Source organism: Paenibacillus sp. FSL P4-0184 (assembly GCF_038004625.1).
In the GTDB taxonomy this organism is placed as follows: domain Bacteria; phylum Bacillota; class Bacilli; order Paenibacillales; family Paenibacillaceae; genus Paenibacillus_AQ.
In genome coordinates this window covers 3,017,207-3,032,998 of sequence record NZ_JBBORN010000001.1, presented here as the reverse complement: position 1 = coordinate 3,032,998, position 15,792 = coordinate 3,017,207, and the positions used below count along the sequence as shown (strand labels likewise).

At 46.5% G+C, this 15,792-nt stretch carries 8 protein-coding genes, 16 tRNA genes and 2 rRNA genes; 2 read left to right on the top strand and 24 right to left on the bottom strand.

All coding sequences use genetic code 11. The annotated features are described in order from the left end of the window. The first annotated feature begins 135 nt into the window (after nt 1–135). A complete protein-coding gene (locus MKY52_RS13325) occupies nt 136–885 on the top strand; it encodes an AraC family transcriptional regulator (protein ID WP_341051684.1) in 750 nt (249 codons plus the stop codon). A 133-nt stretch (nt 886–1,018) separates the two neighbouring features. Here the strand turns inward: MKY52_RS13325 and MKY52_RS13320 are convergent. From MKY52_RS13320 to MKY52_RS13230, 19 genes are all read right to left on the bottom strand, one after another. After that, nucleotides 1,019–1,097, bottom strand: a tRNA-Leu gene (locus tag MKY52_RS13320). A 14-nt stretch (nt 1,098–1,111) separates the two neighbouring features. Next, nucleotides 1,112–1,185: transfer RNA gene (locus MKY52_RS13315), tRNA-Cys, on the bottom strand. Nucleotides 1,186–1,197: 12 nt separating this feature from the next. Then, nucleotides 1,198–1,272: transfer RNA gene (locus tag MKY52_RS13310), tRNA-Gly, on the bottom strand. A 6-nt stretch (nt 1,273–1,278) separates the two neighbouring features. After that, nucleotides 1,279–1,353: transfer RNA gene (locus MKY52_RS13305), tRNA-Gln, on the bottom strand. 21 nt (nt 1,354–1,374) lie between these two features. After that, nucleotides 1,375–1,447, bottom strand: a tRNA-His gene (locus MKY52_RS13300). Nucleotides 1,448–1,487: 40 nt separating this feature from the next. Beyond that, nucleotides 1,488–1,563 (bottom strand) — tRNA-His (locus MKY52_RS13295). Nucleotides 1,564–1,599: 36 nt separating this feature from the next. Continuing rightward, nucleotides 1,600–1,673: transfer RNA gene (locus MKY52_RS13290), tRNA-Trp, on the bottom strand. Nucleotides 1,674–1,681: 8 nt separating this feature from the next. Next, nucleotides 1,682–1,767, bottom strand: a tRNA-Tyr gene (locus MKY52_RS13285). 5 nt (nt 1,768–1,772) lie between these two features. Further along, nucleotides 1,773–1,848: transfer RNA gene (locus tag MKY52_RS13280), tRNA-Thr, on the bottom strand. 20 nt (nt 1,849–1,868) lie between these two features. Then, a tRNA-Phe gene (locus tag MKY52_RS13275) sits at nt 1,869–1,944 on the bottom strand. A 7-nt stretch (nt 1,945–1,951) separates the two neighbouring features. Then, nucleotides 1,952–2,029 (bottom strand) — tRNA-Asp (locus tag MKY52_RS13270). Nucleotides 2,030–2,055: 26 nt separating this feature from the next. Continuing rightward, a tRNA-Met gene (locus MKY52_RS13265) sits at nt 2,056–2,132 on the bottom strand. A gap of 17 nt (nt 2,133–2,149) precedes the next feature. Beyond that, nucleotides 2,150–2,225: transfer RNA gene (locus MKY52_RS13260), tRNA-Val, on the bottom strand. Nucleotides 2,226–2,280: 55 nt separating this feature from the next. Further along, nucleotides 2,281–2,355, bottom strand: a tRNA-Glu gene (locus tag MKY52_RS13255). Between the two features lie 17 nt (nt 2,356–2,372). Beyond that, a tRNA-Ser gene (locus MKY52_RS13250) sits at nt 2,373–2,465 on the bottom strand. Nucleotides 2,466–2,468: 3 nt separating this feature from the next. Continuing rightward, a tRNA-Asn gene (locus tag MKY52_RS13245) sits at nt 2,469–2,544 on the bottom strand. 60 nt (nt 2,545–2,604) lie between these two features. Then, nucleotides 2,605–5,533, bottom strand: a 23S ribosomal RNA gene (locus MKY52_RS13240). Nucleotides 5,534–5,794: 261 nt separating this feature from the next. Then, nucleotides 5,795–7,352, bottom strand: a 16S ribosomal RNA gene (locus MKY52_RS13235). Together the 16S and 23S rRNA genes with 16 tRNA genes alongside form the textbook arrangement of a ribosomal RNA operon. 428 nt (nt 7,353–7,780) lie before the next feature. After that, complete coding sequence (locus tag MKY52_RS13230) at nt 7,781–8,659, bottom strand: nucleotidyltransferase-like protein (RefSeq protein ID WP_341051682.1); 879 nt, start codon at nt 8,657–8,659, stop codon at nt 7,781–7,783. 127 nt (nt 8,660–8,786) lie between these two features. Between MKY52_RS13230 and MKY52_RS13225 the strand changes: the two genes are divergently transcribed. Continuing rightward, the gene (locus MKY52_RS13225; RefSeq protein WP_076285462.1) at nt 8,787–9,152 is read left to right on the top strand and encodes a DUF2614 family zinc ribbon-containing protein; all 366 of its coding nucleotides are present in this window, start codon (nt 8,787–8,789) and stop codon (nt 9,150–9,152) included. Between the two features lie 115 nt (nt 9,153–9,267). Here MKY52_RS13225 and MKY52_RS13220 read toward each other — a convergent pair whose 3' ends face one another. The 5 genes from MKY52_RS13220 to gatB form a co-directional block, all read right to left on the bottom strand. Then, nucleotides 9,268–10,989, bottom strand: a complete 1,722-nt coding sequence (locus tag MKY52_RS13220; RefSeq protein ID WP_341051681.1) for a glycosyl hydrolase family 18 protein — start codon at nt 10,987–10,989, stop codon at nt 9,268–9,270. Nucleotides 10,990–11,231: 242 nt separating this feature from the next. After that, nucleotides 11,232–11,663 (bottom strand): Fur family transcriptional regulator, encoded by a 432-nt coding sequence (locus MKY52_RS13215; protein ID WP_042191799.1) that lies wholly within the window; start codon nt 11,661–11,663, stop codon nt 11,232–11,234. A gap of 126 nt (nt 11,664–11,789) precedes the next feature. Further along, complete coding sequence (locus tag MKY52_RS13210; protein ID WP_341051679.1) at nt 11,790–13,700, bottom strand: DUF4097 family beta strand repeat-containing protein; 1,911 nt, start codon at nt 13,698–13,700, stop codon at nt 11,790–11,792. Nucleotides 13,701–13,746: 46 nt separating this feature from the next. Continuing rightward, nucleotides 13,747–14,217, bottom strand: coding sequence for a GNAT family N-acetyltransferase (locus tag MKY52_RS13205; RefSeq protein WP_341051677.1), 471 nt, complete (start codon nt 14,215–14,217; stop codon nt 13,747–13,749). 122 nt (nt 14,218–14,339) lie between these two features. Beyond that, nucleotides 14,340–15,785 carry an Asp-tRNA(Asn)/Glu-tRNA(Gln) amidotransferase subunit GatB gene (gene gatB, locus MKY52_RS13200; RefSeq protein ID WP_076300655.1) on the bottom strand — a complete coding sequence of 482 codons (1,446 nt, stop codon included), beginning with the start codon at nt 15,783–15,785 and terminating at the stop codon, nt 14,340–14,342. Nucleotides 15,786–15,792 lie beyond the last annotated feature (7 nt).

Below are 15,792 nucleotides of genomic sequence, written 5' to 3'. Positions count from 1 at the left end.
GAACAAGATGGCCAGTCAGGTTGCTAATCTTCGGATTTCTTGATACGATCATATCAAATATTAATGAAAATAATTATATGATTTCGGTCATAATTTTGTACGATTCGGCTAAAACATAATTATTGGAGGCTCATCATGGATCGTGTTCTATATATTGTAAATGCAGCACATGAGGTTAATACCTATATTCCACCACACCAGCATGAATGTTATGAACTAGTCTATTATTTAAACGGATTAGGAACTACCAATGTAGGTTCGCGAAGTTATCATTTTCGTTCTTCTTCATTCGCGCTGATACCACCCAATCATAAACATGACGAGAATCATCGCGAGGATGCTACTATACTATTTGTAGGCTTCCATTCAAATCACCCAAATATGGAGAATTTGCAAGGCGTATATGAAGATGATAAAGAGCATACTGTTCTACAGATCTTACTTCGAATGAAAGCAGAGTTTACGCGCAAACAAGATGGATTCTCTGAACTATTGAACCTTCAAATGAGCGAAATCACTGTTCATCTGATACGGCTTCTTAGCGCCTCTGGGTTTCAATCACCAACGGAAGACAGAGTCCAATATGTTCTAAACTATATGAATGAGCATTACCGCCATAAGCTATCGGTCGCAACACTTTCTGAGATGTCTGGATACAGCTATGATCGTTTCCGCCATTTATTTAAAGAACGATTCGGTTCTTCACCTCTGCGCTATCTACTATTGAAACGTCTGGATTATGCAAAGTCTCTCTTGCAACATACCCAAATGCATATCTCTGAAGTATCAGCTGCTGCTGGGTTTGTGAATGACGCCCAATTCTGCAATATGTTTAAACGTGAAATTGGTCTCACCCCACGAGCATTCCGACTAAGCAGTCAATAAAAAAACACTCCACACAAAAAGGCCGTTGATTAGAGACGCCTCTAATTCAACGGCTTAAGAATAAAAGCTCAAAGACAAAGAAAAAAGGCTTGTAAAGTTGCTTATACAAGCGACTTTACAAACCTTTTTGATATACCGGCGAGAGGACTCGAACCTCCACGGTTTCCCTCTCGATTTTGAGTCGAGCGCGTCTGCCATTCCGCCACGCCGGCACATATGAAATTAATGGAGGCGCCACCCAGATTTGAACTGGGGATAAAGCTTTTGCAGAGCTTTGCCTTACCACTTGGCTATGGCGCCATGTGAAAACTTTGGAGCGGACGACGGGAATCGAACCCGCGACCCTCGCCTTGGCAAGGCGATGCTCTACCGCTGAGCCACGTCCGCATAAAATGGCTGGGGATATAGGATTTGAACCTATGCATGACGGAGTCAAAGTCCGTTGCCTTACCGCTTGGCTAATCCCCAATAACATTTTAAAATAAAAGGGGCGACTGATGGGTCTCGAACCCACGAATGCCGGAACCACAATCCGGTGCGTTAACCACTTCGCCACAATCGCCATATTAAACTAATATTGTTGCTGTCCTTCTTAAAGTAAATGGGGCGACCGATGGGACTTGAACCCACGAATGCCGGATCCACAAACCGGTGCGTTAACCCCTTCGCCACGACCGCCATATTAAACTTTAGAGAAAGACTTTAGATAAAGATTGGCAGGGGCAGCAGGAATTGAACCCACACCAACGGTTTTGGAGACCGTTGTTCTACCTTTAAACTATGCCCCTAAAAAAAATGGTGGGGGATGATGGATTCGAACCACCGAACACGTACGTGAGCAGATTTACAGTCTGATGCGTTTGGCCACTTCGCTAATCCCCCAAAGATGGTGCCGGCGAGAGGACTTGAACCCCCAACCTACTGATTACAAGTCAGTTGCTCTACCAATTGAGCTACACCGGCATATTAAGTTGTATACAACATGGTGGCTCGAGACGGATTCGAACCGCCGACACGAGGATTTTCAGTCCTCTGCTCTACCGACTGAGCTATCGAGCCAAGAAAATGGCGGAACCGACGAGATTCGAACTCGCGATCTCCTGCGTGACAGGCAGGCATGTTAGGCCAACTACACCACGGTTCCAAAAGATATAATTACTTGATGAAAATTGGTTGCGGGGGCAGGATTTGAACCTGCGGCCTTCGGGTTATGAGCCCGACGAGCTACCGGGCTGCTCCACCCCGCGTCGTTCTTAAATGAATATGGTGGAGGCTGAGGGGATCGAACCCCCGACCCTCTGCTTGTAAGGCAGATGCTCTCCCAGCTGAGCTAAGCCTCCGTAAACAACAATTGTTATTGTACCAAAGTCCACTATGTAAAATCAAGTGAAAATTTGGTGACCCGTATGGGATTCGAACCCATGTTACCTCCGTGAAAGGGAGGTGTCTTAACCCCTTGACCAACGGGCCATACTAAGTAAAATTTGTGGCGGAGAGAGAGGGATTCGAACCCTCGAGACGCTTGTGGCGCCTACACGATTTCCAATCGTGCTCCTTCGGCCAAACTCGGACACCTCTCCATATGGCTCCCCGAACAGGACTCGAACCTGTGACAACTCGATTAACAGTCGAGTGCTCTACCAACTGAGCTATCAGGGAATATTCATACCAGGCTTGATGCCTGAAAACTGAATCCGAATTGAATTTGCGTTCTAAGTATAGGATAAGCCCTCGACCGATTAGTATTGGTCAGCTCCATGCATTACTGCACTTCCACCTCCAACCTATCTACCTCGTCGTCTTCAAGGGGTCTTACTAATTGGGAAATCTCATCTTGAGGGGGGCTTCACGCTTAGATGCTTTCAGCGCTTATCCCGTCCGTACGTAGCTACCCAGCCATGCTTCTGGCGAAACAACTGGTGCACCAGCGGTACGTCCATCCCGGTCCTCTCGTACTAAGGACAGCTCCTCTCAAATTTCCTGCGCCCACGACAGATAGGGACCGAACTGTCTCACGACGTTCTGAACCCAGCTCGCGTACCGCTTTAATGGGCGAACAGCCCAACCCTTGGGACCTACTTCAGCCCCAGGATGCGATGAGCCGACATCGAGGTGCCAAACCTCCCCGTCGATGTGGACTCTTGGGGGAGATAAGCCTGTTATCCCCAGGGTAGCTTTTATCCGTTGAGCGATGGCCCTTCCATGCGGTACCACCGGATCACTAAGTCCGACTTTCGTCCCTGCTCGACTTGTAGGTCTCGCAGTCAAGCTCCCTTATGCCTTTGCACTCTTCGAATGATTTCCAACCATTCTGAGGGAACCTTGGAACGCCTCCGTTACTCTTTAGGAGGCGACCGCCCCAGTCAAACTGCCCGCCTGACACGGTCCCCGTACCCGATTAGGGTACTAGGTTAGAACCTAGATACGATCAGGGTGGTATCCCAACGGCGCCTCCACCGAAGCTTGCGCTCCGATTTCTACGGCTCCCACCTATCCTGTACAGATCGTACCCAAATTCAATATCAAGCTGCAGTAAAGCTCCATGGGGTCTTTCCGTCTTGTCGCGGGTAACCTGCATCTTCACAGGTATTAAAATTTCACCGGATCTCTCGTTGAGACAGCGCCCAAGTCGTTACGCCATTCGTGCGGGTCAGAATTTACCTGACAAGGAATTTCGCTACCTTAGGACCGTTATAGTTACGGCCGCCGTTTACTGGGGCTTCGGTTCATAGCTTCGGGTTACCCCTAACCACTCCCCTTAACCTTCCAGCACCGGGCAGGCGTCAGCCCGTATACTTCGCCTTGCGGCTTCGCACAGACCTGTGTTTTTGCTAAACAGTCGCTTGGGCCTTTTCACTGCGGCCCCCTCGTGCTATTCACACTACCGGGGCACCCCTTCTCCCGAAGTTACGGGGTCATTTTGCCGAGTTCCTTAACGAGAGTTCTTCCGCGCGCCTTAGAATTCTCTTCTCGCCTACCTGTGTCGGTTTGCGGTACGGGCACCTTCTCCTGGCTAGAGGCTTTTCTTGGCAGTGTGAGATCATGACCTTCGCTACTGTAATTTTCGCTCCCCATCACAGCCCAGCCTTAACGATGTGCGGATTTGCCTACACATCAGCCTCACTGCTTAGACGGACATATCCATCAGTCCGCGTCACTACCCTCCTGCGTCACCCCATCGCTCATAGCGGATTACGGTGGTACAGTAATTTCAAACTGTTGTCCTTCGACTACGCCTTTCGGCCTCGCCTTAGGTCCCGACTTACCCTGAGCGGACGAGCCTTCCTCAGGAAACCTTGGGCTTTCGGCGGATCAGATTCTCACTGATCTTTTCGTTACTCATACCGGCATTCTCACTTGTATGCTGTCCAGCGCTCCTTACGGTACACCTTCAACCCACATACAACGCTCCCCTACCCCAGATACATACGTATCTAGCCATAGCTTCGGTGGTGTGTTTAGCCCCGTTACATTTTCGGCGCAGAGTCACTCGACCAGTGAGCTATTACGCACTCTTTCAATGGTGGCTGCTTCTAAGCCAACATCCTGGTTGTCTGTGCAACTCCACATCCTTTCCCACTTAACACACACTTGGGGACCTTAGCTGATGGTCTGGGCTGTTTCCCTTTTGACAATGGATCTTAGCACTCACTGTCTGACTCCCGGCAATAAGTATATGGCATTCGGAGTTTGACTGAGCTTGGTAATCCTTGCGGACCCCGCACCCAATCAGTGCTCTACCTCCACTACTCTTATACCGAGGCTAGCCCTAAAGCTATTTCGGGGAGAACCAGCTATCTCCGAGTTCGATTGGAATTTCTCCGCTACCCCCACCTCATCCCCGCATTTTTCAACATGCGTGGGTTCGGGCCTCCAGTGCGTGTTACCGCACCTTCACCCTGGACAGGGGTAGATCACACGGTTTCGGGTCTACGTCCACATACTCAATCGCCCTATTCAGACTCGCTTTCGCTGCGGCTCCGTCTTCTCGACTTAACCTTGCATGTTAAACGTAACTCGCCGGTTCATTCTACAAAAGGCACGCCATCACCCATTAATAGGGCTCTGACTTTTTGTAAGCACACGGTTTCAGGTTCTATTTCACTCCCCTTCCGGGGTGCTTTTCACCTTTCCCTCACGGTACTGTTTCACTATCGGTCGCCAGGTAGTATTTAGCCTTAGCAGATGGTCCTGCTGGATTCATACGGGGTTTCACGTGCCCCGCACTACTCGGGATCCGTCTCGGAGAGAACACAGTTTAGGTTACAGGGCTTTTACCTCTATCGCGGGCCTTTCCAGACCTCTTCACCTACCATATTCCTTTGTAACTCCATGTGAGACGTCCCACAACCCCTAAGAGCAAGCTCTTAGGTTTAGGCTGTTCCGCGTTCGCTCGCCGCTACTGACGGAATCACTATTGTTTTCTCTTCCTCAGGGTACTTAGATGTTTCAGTTCCCCTGGTCTGCCTCTACATCTCCTATGTGTTCAGAGATGAGTAACTGCGAATTACCACAGCTGGGTTTCCCCATTCGGACACCCCCGGATCAAAGCTTGCTTACAGCTCCCCGAGGCAGTTTCGTTGTTCGCCACGTCCTTCGTCGGCTCCTGGCGCCTAGGCATCCTCCGTGTGCTCTTATTAGCTTAACCTTGATTTTTCCGCAGGAAAATATCATACAATGACATTCTCTTTGGAATCATCTCACTAATAACATTTACTTGTTTGCACAAGTTGCTAAAAGATGTTCTAAAACGCAAATTCGTTTCGGTATCCAGTTTTCAAGGATCAAGTCTTACTGAGAGCTTAAACTCTCAAAACTGAGCAACGAGTGAGTAACAGGCCTAAACCTGAGATTTGGAAGTTTAACTTCCGATTTGAATGTCTTCATTGCAGAAGACGATTCTCCATAGAAAGGAGGTGATCCAGCCGCACCTTCCGATACGGCTACCTTGTTACGACTTCACCCCAATCATCTACCCCACCTTCGGCGGCTGGCTCCCTTGCGGGTTACCCCACCGACTTCGGGTGTTGTAAACTCTCGTGGTGTGACGGGCGGTGTGTACAAGACCCGGGAACGTATTCACCGCGGCATGCTGATCCGCGATTACTAGCAATTCCGACTTCATGCAGGCGAGTTGCAGCCTGCAATCCGAACTGAGACCGGCTTTGATGGGATTGGCTTCACCTCGCGGCTTCGCTTCCCGTTGTACCGGCCATTGTAGTACGTGTGTAGCCCAGGTCATAAGGGGCATGATGATTTGACGTCATCCCCACCTTCCTCCGGTTTGTCACCGGCAGTCACTCTAGAGTGCCCAGCCTTACCTGCTGGCAACTAAAGTTAAGGGTTGCGCTCGTTGCGGGACTTAACCCAACATCTCACGACACGAGCTGACGACAACCATGCACCACCTGTCTCCTCTGTCCCGAAGGCCGCCACTATCTCTAGTGGATTCAGAGGGATGTCAAGACCTGGTAAGGTTCTTCGCGTTGCTTCGAATTAAACCACATACTCCACTGCTTGTGCGGGTCCCCGTCAATTCCTTTGAGTTTCAGTCTTGCGACCGTACTCCCCAGGCGGAGTGCTTACTGTGTTAACTTCGGCACCAAGGGTATCGAAACCCCTAACACCTAGCACTCATCGTTTACGGCGTGGACTACCAGGGTATCTAATCCTGTTTGCTCCCCACGCTTTCGCGCCTCAGCGTCAGTTACAGCCCAGAAAGTCGCCTTCGCCACTGGTGTTCCTCCACATATCTACGCATTTCACCGCTACACGTGGAATTCCACTTTCCTCTTCTGTACTCAAGTCACCCAGTTTCCAGTGCGACCTCAGGTTGAGCCCAAGGTTTAAACACCAGACTTAAATGACCGCCTGCGCGCGCTTTACGCCCAATAATTCCGGACAACGCTTGCCCCCTACGTATTACCGCGGCTGCTGGCACGTAGTTAGCCGGGGCTTTCTTCTCAGGTACCGTCACTCCGGTAGCAGTTACTCTACCGGACGTTCTTCCCTGGCAACAGAGCTTTACGATCCGAAAACCTTCATCACTCACGCGGCGTTGCTCCGTCAGACTTTCGTCCATTGCGGAAGATTCCCTACTGCTGCCTCCCGTAGGAGTCTGGGCCGTGTCTCAGTCCCAGTGTGGCCGTTCACCCTCTCAGGTCGGCTACGCATCGTCGCCTTGGTGGGCCGTTACCCCACCAACTAGCTAATGCGCCGCAGGCCCATCCCTCAGTGACAGATTGCTCCGTCTTTCATTCTTCCTTCAGGAGAAAAAAGAAATTATCCGGTATTAGCTACCGTTTCCGGTAGTTATCCCAGTCTAAGGGGCAGGTTGCCTACGTGTTACTCACCCGTCCGCCGCTAAGTTACTTTGAAAGCAAGCTTTCAAAGTAACTCCGCTCGACTTGCATGTATTAGGCACGCCGCCAGCGTTCGTCCTGAGCCAGGATCAAACTCTCCAATTAGTATTGAAAAGAGCGATATGCTCATTTTGAAACATCTGACGAGAAAATTAATTCTCTAATTTTGGATTTCACTTTCGTGATTTCCTACTCACTCGTTGTTCAGTTTTCAAAGATCAAGCTGTTTATTTCGTCGTTGTGTTGTTCAGCAGCGACCTTTATAATATATCACAGCGTCCTCGTTTTAGTCAACCTTTTTTTTAATTTCTTTTTTCGGTTGTCTTTCGAATGTTTTCGAAAGCACATCTCTGTGTCAGAGGGACGAGTTATAATTTAACACATGAACTAGGAAAGAGTCAACCATAAATTTATTAGAATAAATATGAGCGCATCATAATAGCGAGCAAACAAAAAAGAGAGTGCTCAGCCTCTCCCTATCCCTACTTATTTTATCTATAGATTACCGGTAAATCCTGCATCTAATTTCTTCTCTATAAGGTATATCGGATCGCATGACCCTCTCCCCCATGACCGTCAGCCCATAAAGTAATCTCACGGATTAGCGAACGAGAAACAAGCTTTCGTAAAACTAGGGGCAACTCAGCCTCTAATTGACACAGGCCAGAATGCTGTAGTAATTCTTTTATACTCCACGCTTCCTTACGGCTATTCAGAATATTGAAAAGCAATGCACAACAATCCGTCATTTTGGACATAATCCCAAATTCACATGCTAGAAGAACAAGCTCTACTCTTTGCTCTAAGGTCTCCGTGCTGATGGTTAGTTCCTCATATAGTTTATGGACCGAAGTGTTCATACTTTTAACCTGCTCCCAAATAGCCGGCTCTGGAAATGAACCAGATTCACTCACTTCTATTCTTGCCCAATGATATAGAGCCATCAATACACAGTTATATGCATCCATAATGTAGCCAGCTTCTATATAACGTTTAGATTTCACATACAAATGCAAGAATCGTGCAAACTCCATGAACTCAACTCGTTCCTTAAGAGGCCCTTCAAATTGTAAAATCTCCCGGCGCATATCCCCTAGTATTCCTTTGGGATCCCAGATCACTTCCCCAATCATCAAACTAGTAAGGAGCTCGTTATTATCTCCCGCCATGACAGCCCGCTCCAAAGCGGAAAGACCAATATGGACTGACTGGGTCCGTGTGTCACCGGCAATGGTGTGGCGAACAATATGTTCTAAATCCTGTTCCTCATGTAAAACTAACACAACCATATCAAAATCGTGAAGTAGCGCGCTTTGAAAAGGAGTACTCCCTTTCTGCCGCAAAGCGACAGCTCCTAAAACATTTTCTTCAAACGTTTCTCCACTCAACAAAGTTACATTGGATAATTCCATGCTTCCCTCCATTAAATTTGGCGAATTTGCGTCCAGTCAGTTATAATTCAGTTATAATTATTATTCTACATATGAAAGACAGTTCCTTCTGGACAACCCAACTATATTTAGTTAGGAGCAAACACTCATGAAGTTTAAAACGGCTAAGATCAACGCTTTTCGCACATGGGGATTACTGCTCACAATGCTCGGAATGGGACTTATGGTTTTGGGTACAGCAGGCATCGTATTCTGGGGATCAACTGGGAAAGTATTCGCTGGAATCGGACTTGTAATCGGTTTAATTTCCATGATGGCAAGTCTTGCGATCTATTTCTGGGCTGGCATGCTCTCAACGAGTGCAGTTCAGCTAGAGTGCCCTGAGTGTCACAAGCTGACCAAGATGCTCGGTAAAACAGACCGCTGTATGTTCTGCCACACCATTCTTACTATGGATCGGGCTGAGGCCACTATTACTGCAGATCAGCTTGAGCATCAGCAACTAAACCACTAAACACCCCTTACAAAGGCTCATTACTAACTAGTTAAAGTGCACTCAAATATTTGCTAATACAACAAAGAGGCCCCCGATATGGGAGCCTCTTTGTTTGTTATAAATGAAATTATGATTACTTATGAATCTCTTGTAATGCTTCCCATGCTGATGGATTGCTAAAACTGCGATTCCATGATCCGATGCCTCCAAGCCCCATGGACTTAGCAAGCTCAACTCTTGATTTTAAGCTCACCTTATCTTCTATCCATATTTTCTTAAGAGCGCCATCTTCCTTGTACTCTACGTAATTCTGCCCAGCAGCCTTATCAAATGTAGGAGTTAGCTTCTTCTCTTTGATAATTTTTTCAACGGCATTCATACTAACGGATTTGGAGCTTACCTTTGTCTTGCCATCTACTTGAGCCTCAGTCCAGATGCGGGTGTACAATGGGATCCCCAAAATCACCTTCTCAGGCGGCACATTGTCTTCCTCTATGATCCGGCTTATTGAATTCTCTACCCAAGGTAAGGAGGCAACAGAGCCCGCGATAGGGCTAGCTGCCCAATGTTCATCATAAGCCATCACGATTAGATAATCGACTAATGTCCCAAGAGCCTTACGATCAAGGAATGCTGACCACATCTCGCTATTGGATTTAGGTGTCACGTCTATGGAGACGATTAGATTCTTAGCCTGAGCCATCGGTTTTAGCTCTCTCATAAATTGAGTGACATTCTCTCCGTCTTTCGTATACACATTCTCAAAATCGATATTAATTCCATCCAAATTGTATAAATCCGAATATTCTAAGATCTGTACGATTGCATTCATCCGTTTCTCATAGCTGGACAATGCCTCAGTAGTCATGTCTGGATCGAAGCTATTGCTAAGCAACCCCCATACCTCTAACCCGTGCCCATGCGCCCACTGCACATACGCACTGTCGGCCTGACTGCGCACATTGCCATCACCATCTATAATACTAAACCAGGTTGGGCTAGCCACGTTAACGCCTGGTAGCTCATCGAAGGTTTCTGGTTTAGGTTTGCGTTGGTAAACAGCCTCCCAATACAAATTCACTGACTTCCCTTTCCAGTTACGTTCAGCGCGTGTTGGCGTGGATTTTTTCGGTTCCACTGTCTTTTGACCATCCCGAACAATGTCACTAGCCTTGGCATAACCTGCATACCCGCTGCTTAATTGTACAAACAGCCAGTCCTTATTTTCTTCATTCCAAATATTCACGACTGCCCCAGGAGACATATCCGCAACTATAGGTGCGTGGATGGATGCCTCATTTCGTAGAGCTACTGACTTGTCGCCTTTTTCACCTTTAACTTTTCCTAGCGAGACAGACTCTCCTGCCGTCATTAGTAGTATTGCTCCGGTATTCGTATCCTCCTGTATTTCAAACCCATATAGATCTTCTAATACATCCGCAGGAAGGTAGGTCACTTTCTCCTTTACTTCAGGCGCTAACCGCAGCTGCAGCGGACGATTGTTCAGACTAGCATCAGTTTTATCCTCCTGCATGTAAAGGAGTTCACTATCCGTTGATAGGATGACCGATTTCGTCTTCTCTTCATAACGAATGGAAGGATCCACATACTCTTGCAACAATGGTAATGGTAATAGCATGCTATCCCCAGTCCCCGAGGCAGAATAACCTGTATGCTCTCCTTTTACAAAGATGGGGTGCGCTTGAGCTTTCCAATCTACATCTATGTGCTGACGATTTGGCAATACATAAAACACTACCCAATATGCTGCTGCTACAATGATTAAAAGTCCAAATAAACGCCTAAAAAAACCTCCGCGCTTTTTGACGCGCCTCTGTCCCAGTCTTCTGTCCAAAATATATCCTCCAGATAATAATATGATTTTTAATAGAGTCTAACATTACGATTATAACATCCACTTGGTTTCGTATAACCAGTAGAAAATAGTCATTTATCCTACAAATTGTTATATTCAAGAAGAAATGACGTTGTCGTTCTTATATTTGTAAAAAAATAAAAACGTGAGTCCTCCGCTTTCGGATTTCGCACGTTTAGTGATAACTTGGTAGATCGCCTTGATACCGTTCTATTCTAGTCTTAATGCTGCTTCTCTCTACAACTTTTGCAAAATCCATGCAGCTCCATACGCAATCCTGTAATCTTAAAGCCTGTAGCTTGCTCAGCATGCAGCTCTACATCCCTAAGCGAAGGATAACTGAAATCCTCAATCTTACCGCATTTCTGACATATAACATGATAATGATCAGACACATTGGCATCAAAACGGCTGGAGCTATCCCCATAGGTCAACTCACGAACCATGCCAGCTTCCATAAACATCTTGAGATTATTATATACGGTTGCCACGCTCATGCTCGGAAATTTAGGCTCTAATGCCCGATATATATCGTCAGCTGTAGGATGATTCATTGCTTCCATCAAATACGTAAGAATCGCATGACGCTGGGGCGTAATACGGACACCTGTTGTTTTTAATTGTTCCAATGCATGTTGTACGCCACTCCCCATGACTGTCACCGCCTTTTAAATTTAAAAATAAAAGAAATATTTCTTATAATTGTAAGACTGGGTTTTCAATCTTGTCAACGAAGTCGATACATTATATTCATTATTATATAAGAAAAATTACTTTTTTCAATAACCTCTCACATTTAAGTTGCTGTTTCCCTCTACCTGAATCTTGAACTCACCTGTGCCCACTTCACTAGATATCTTCTTCTTATCAATGGTTAAGGTAGGTAAATCTGAAATAATATCGCCATATCCACTTGAGCCATTCAACTTATAGTTCCCTAACTGCGGCAAATACAATTGAATATCGCCAACTGCACTATAAATGTCCCAGTCTCCTCCGACTTCATGTGAACGAACATCAATGATGCCATTCAAGGATTCTGCATGCAGCTTCGATCTGGCTCCATCAATCTCTAAATTACCATTTTTGCTAGAAATATCGATCTCGGCTTCATTCCCGGTTGCACCGATATTGCCAACTGCCGTTGATAATTTCAAGGCTCCTGTGACATTCCAAGCATTCATATTGCCACCGCTCGTTGATAAATCAACACTGCCCTGGACGGATCTCGCACGCACAGCTCCATTCAGTGTTTTCCCTTTCACATTACCAAAGATACGATGAAGAATAAGTTCCCCATTCCCCGTTTCCAGCGAAATATCTTCGATCGCTTCTATGTTCTGCAGGGTAATCCCACCATTCATAGTGCGAACATCGAGATTAAACCGGCGGTCTTCCGGCAAAGAAATGTCCAAATCCATTCGCGGCTGACGCTTACCTGATTCTCCGTACGCCTTGCTGTTTGAAGTGATTTTTATAGTTGGTCCTTCAACAACATCCACAAAGGACTGTTCCGAAATGGCCTCAGCCATCGGACCTTCCAATTGATCTACCCAAACTGTAGTAGTAATTTGAATATTATCTACGGGAGCCCGATGCAATAAAATATCACCATTAATACCATCAACGGATATTTTGGCTGTATTTAACTTCACTGGAACAATAAGCGGAGCCTTCTGAAATTTACTTCCCTTCGCCTCGCCATAGTCGACTGCAGCTGCTGTAAGGTTGAGACTCACATTTTTCCACAGATATAAGTAATGTTCTTGTTCGGCAACGATAAACACACTCGCAGCAAGCAATATAGCAGATAAAAGGCCGCGTAAATCCAATCTGATTCTTGTTCCCTTTTGTACAGAGCCTGAACGACCTGAGAAGAAATACATGAACAGGAACTCAATCCCCCATAACACTGGGATGACCGGCCACCACTTCAAAAGTAAAAGCATATAATCCGACCCGTCTCTCCAATCCAGAAACAACGGGATGGCAATAGCAATAAGCAAGACCGATGCCGTATATCTTCCTACACGCCGGTTATGAGACTCATTTTTCTTGCGCGAAACGATTCCTCTGACAATTTCTCTCGCTCCTACATATATACCACCACATAATAAAACTGCAGACACGGCCACTTCGGAGTAATGCTCAATAAAAAATTGCAGCCATGCTGGCTTTTGGCGAAACAGAATGAGAAGCGCTCCCCCTAAAAGAAGTAGAAATCCAAAGGATACGCCAGGTTCACTGACGATACTACGACGCTTAGGAGGTGTAGTTATTTTTGCCACAGGATCATCAAGCTCTTGATCTTCAGGGTAACGGAGAATCTTGTCCGCTGATTGCAGTACATCATACACATTATAGAAATATATCGCCGGAATAATTAGTGCAAGTAAAATAAGCAACGGAACATTAATCTGCATTCCAATGGATGAAAAATAAATTAAAGCTGAGATATCCAATAGTATCAAGAAGATAAAGGTAATTCCTTTGCGGAGAAGCCCAAAGTATAAGTGCCCAGTTCCTGGGATGAGAGCTGCCAATAGTCCAGCGATAAATTTGCGTTTGCGGCGGCGCCGTTTTGGACGTGGAGGGATTATCTTCTTCTGAATCTCACTCTCCGTAGTCTCAAGATCGGCTGAACCCCGCTGCTCTTCCTGCGCTGAGAGCATTGCAGAATCATTTGTCATATCTCGGCTCCTCCTTTCGTAAACATGGGTCTGTGTATATGCTTCTTCAAAGTGAACCACTCCGATAAAAATCAATCAATTCCACACCGGGAGCAACTTCCTGCGATCCCATAGGTACAAAACCATGCTTGCTGTACAAAGAAACGGCAGGCAGGTTTAGCTTCCCCGTAGATACGATGTATTGCTCCATCCCTGAAAAATGTTCAAATACATATTCCAAGAGACAGCTTGCAATACCTCTGCGGAAAAAGTCCGGTCCCACCATCATCCGCGTAATCGTGAGTTTGCCCGGGGATTCTTCTTCTATAGCAATAGCACCCATCAGTTCTTCATCTTCATCAAAGCAGCCGTAAAAATCCTCTTTAGAGTGGCTGAGCATCTCCCTCGTCTCCATAAGCGGTGGGATCTCACGAAACCCTATTAACTCCGCTTCTAGCCGGTAGGCCTTATGCTGGAGGCTCCATAGTTCATTAACGGTACTATCATCCTGGAGGTTTAGCTTAATAATTGTATTCATCCCTACTAGTCCCCTTATATGCCGCTAAGGGCCTGCCGTTGCCGACAAGCCCTTAGCTTATTACATAAGTATATTACCCCAAGTATAAACAACGTTATCGACTACTAAAGACGATAATCGTTTTAATTGCTCAATACCTCGATCAGAAGTTTATTCGCAAGACCTGGATTTGCCTTACCTTTACTTTCTTTCATAACTTGTCCTACGAGGAAACCGATGGCTTTCTGTTTACCTGCTTTATAATCTTCCACTGATTGTGGATTGGCAGCTACGACAGCTTCCACAATTCCTTTAATGGCACCTTCATCGCTGATTTGTACCAGACCTTTTTCCTCAACGATTGCAGCAGGCAATTTACCGCTCTCTAGCATTTCTTTAAATACCGTTTTAGCGATCTTGCTGCTGATAGTTCCACCTGCAATGAGGCCGATCATTTCCCCGAGCCCTTGCGGCGTAATTTTGACCTGAGACAATTCCAGGTTATTACTATTCAAATAAGCAAGCAGATCACCCATGATCCAGTTAGCTACAGCCTTGGCATCCTGCGTATAAGTAAGGCATCCTTCGAAAAAGTCCGCTAGCGGTTTAGAGGAAGTGATCACGCCAGCATCATAAGCTGTAAGACCCAGTTCTTCACTGTAGCGAGCTTGCCTTGCATCCGGTAGTTCCGGGATCGTCGAACGAATGGATTCTTTCCAGGCATCGTCAATATGCAGTACGATCAGATCTGGATCTGGGAAATAACGATAATCGTGCGCTTCTTCTTTTCCACGCATAGATAAAGTTTTCCCTTGGGCTTCATCCCAGCGGCGAGTCTCTTGTACAACTACTCCACCATCATCCAGGATCTCAGCCTGACGATATTGTTCATACTCCAGTCCACGCAGCACACCGCGGAAGGAGTTCATGTTCTTAAGCTCTGCTCTAATACCGAATTCCTCTTGTCCTTCTGGACGTAGACTGATGTTCGCGTCACAGCGCATCGATCCCTCTTCCATCTTGACATCGGATACGTCGCAGTATTGCATAATGGCACGGATTTTCTCCAGATAAGCACGAGCTTCCTCTGGCGAGCGCAAGTCTGGCTCAGATACGATTTCGATAAGCGGTGTTCCCACCCGGTTGAAATCGACGAGCGACGCAAAGCCGCCATCTACGTGCGTCAGCTTACCCGCATCCTCTTCCAAATGAAGACGAGTAATACCGATCCGTTTCGTTTCTCCATTCACTTCAATGTCGATCCAGCCGTTCAAACCGATAGGTTGATCGAACTGCGAAATCTGATAAGCTTTCGGTGAATCCGGGTAAAAATAGTTCTTGCGGTCGAATTTACTAACATCACCAATGGTACAATTTAGCGCCATTGCTGCTTTCATAGCGTAATCTACCGCTTGTTTGTTAAGAACTGGCAATACGCCGGGGTGACCCAGGCAGACAGGACAGGTATGTGTGTTAGGCGGGGCTCCAAATTCAGTGGAGCATCCGCAAAAGATTTTGGAGTTGGTATGAAGCTCTACGTGAACCTCTAAGCCGATGACCGTTTCGTATTTAGACATAAGTAATCCCATTCCCTCC

Excerpts from the sequence above, each read along its gene's own strand:
- MKY52_RS13325 (WP_341051684.1), top strand. The coding sequence starts at position 136 with ATGGATCGTGTTCTATATATTGTAAATGCAGCACATGAGGTTAATACC.
- MKY52_RS13205 (WP_341051677.1), bottom strand. The coding sequence starts at position 14,217 with ATGAATACAATTATTAAGCTAAACCTCCAGGATGATAGTACCGTTAAT.
- MKY52_RS13230 (WP_341051682.1), bottom strand. The coding sequence starts at position 8,659 with ATGGAATTATCCAATGTAACTTTGTTGAGTGGAGAAACGTTTGAAGAA.
- MKY52_RS13215 (WP_042191799.1), bottom strand. The coding sequence starts at position 11,663 with ATGGGGAGTGGCGTACAACATGCATTGGAACAATTAAAAACAACAGGT.
- gatB (WP_076300655.1), bottom strand. The coding sequence starts at position 15,785 with ATGGGATTACTTATGTCTAAATACGAAACGGTCATCGGCTTAGAGGTT.
- MKY52_RS13225 (WP_076285462.1), top strand. The coding sequence starts at position 8,787 with ATGAAGTTTAAAACGGCTAAGATCAACGCTTTTCGCACATGGGGATTA.
- MKY52_RS13210 (WP_341051679.1), bottom strand. The coding sequence starts at position 13,700 with ATGACAAATGATTCTGCAATGCTCTCAGCGCAGGAAGAGCAGCGGGGT.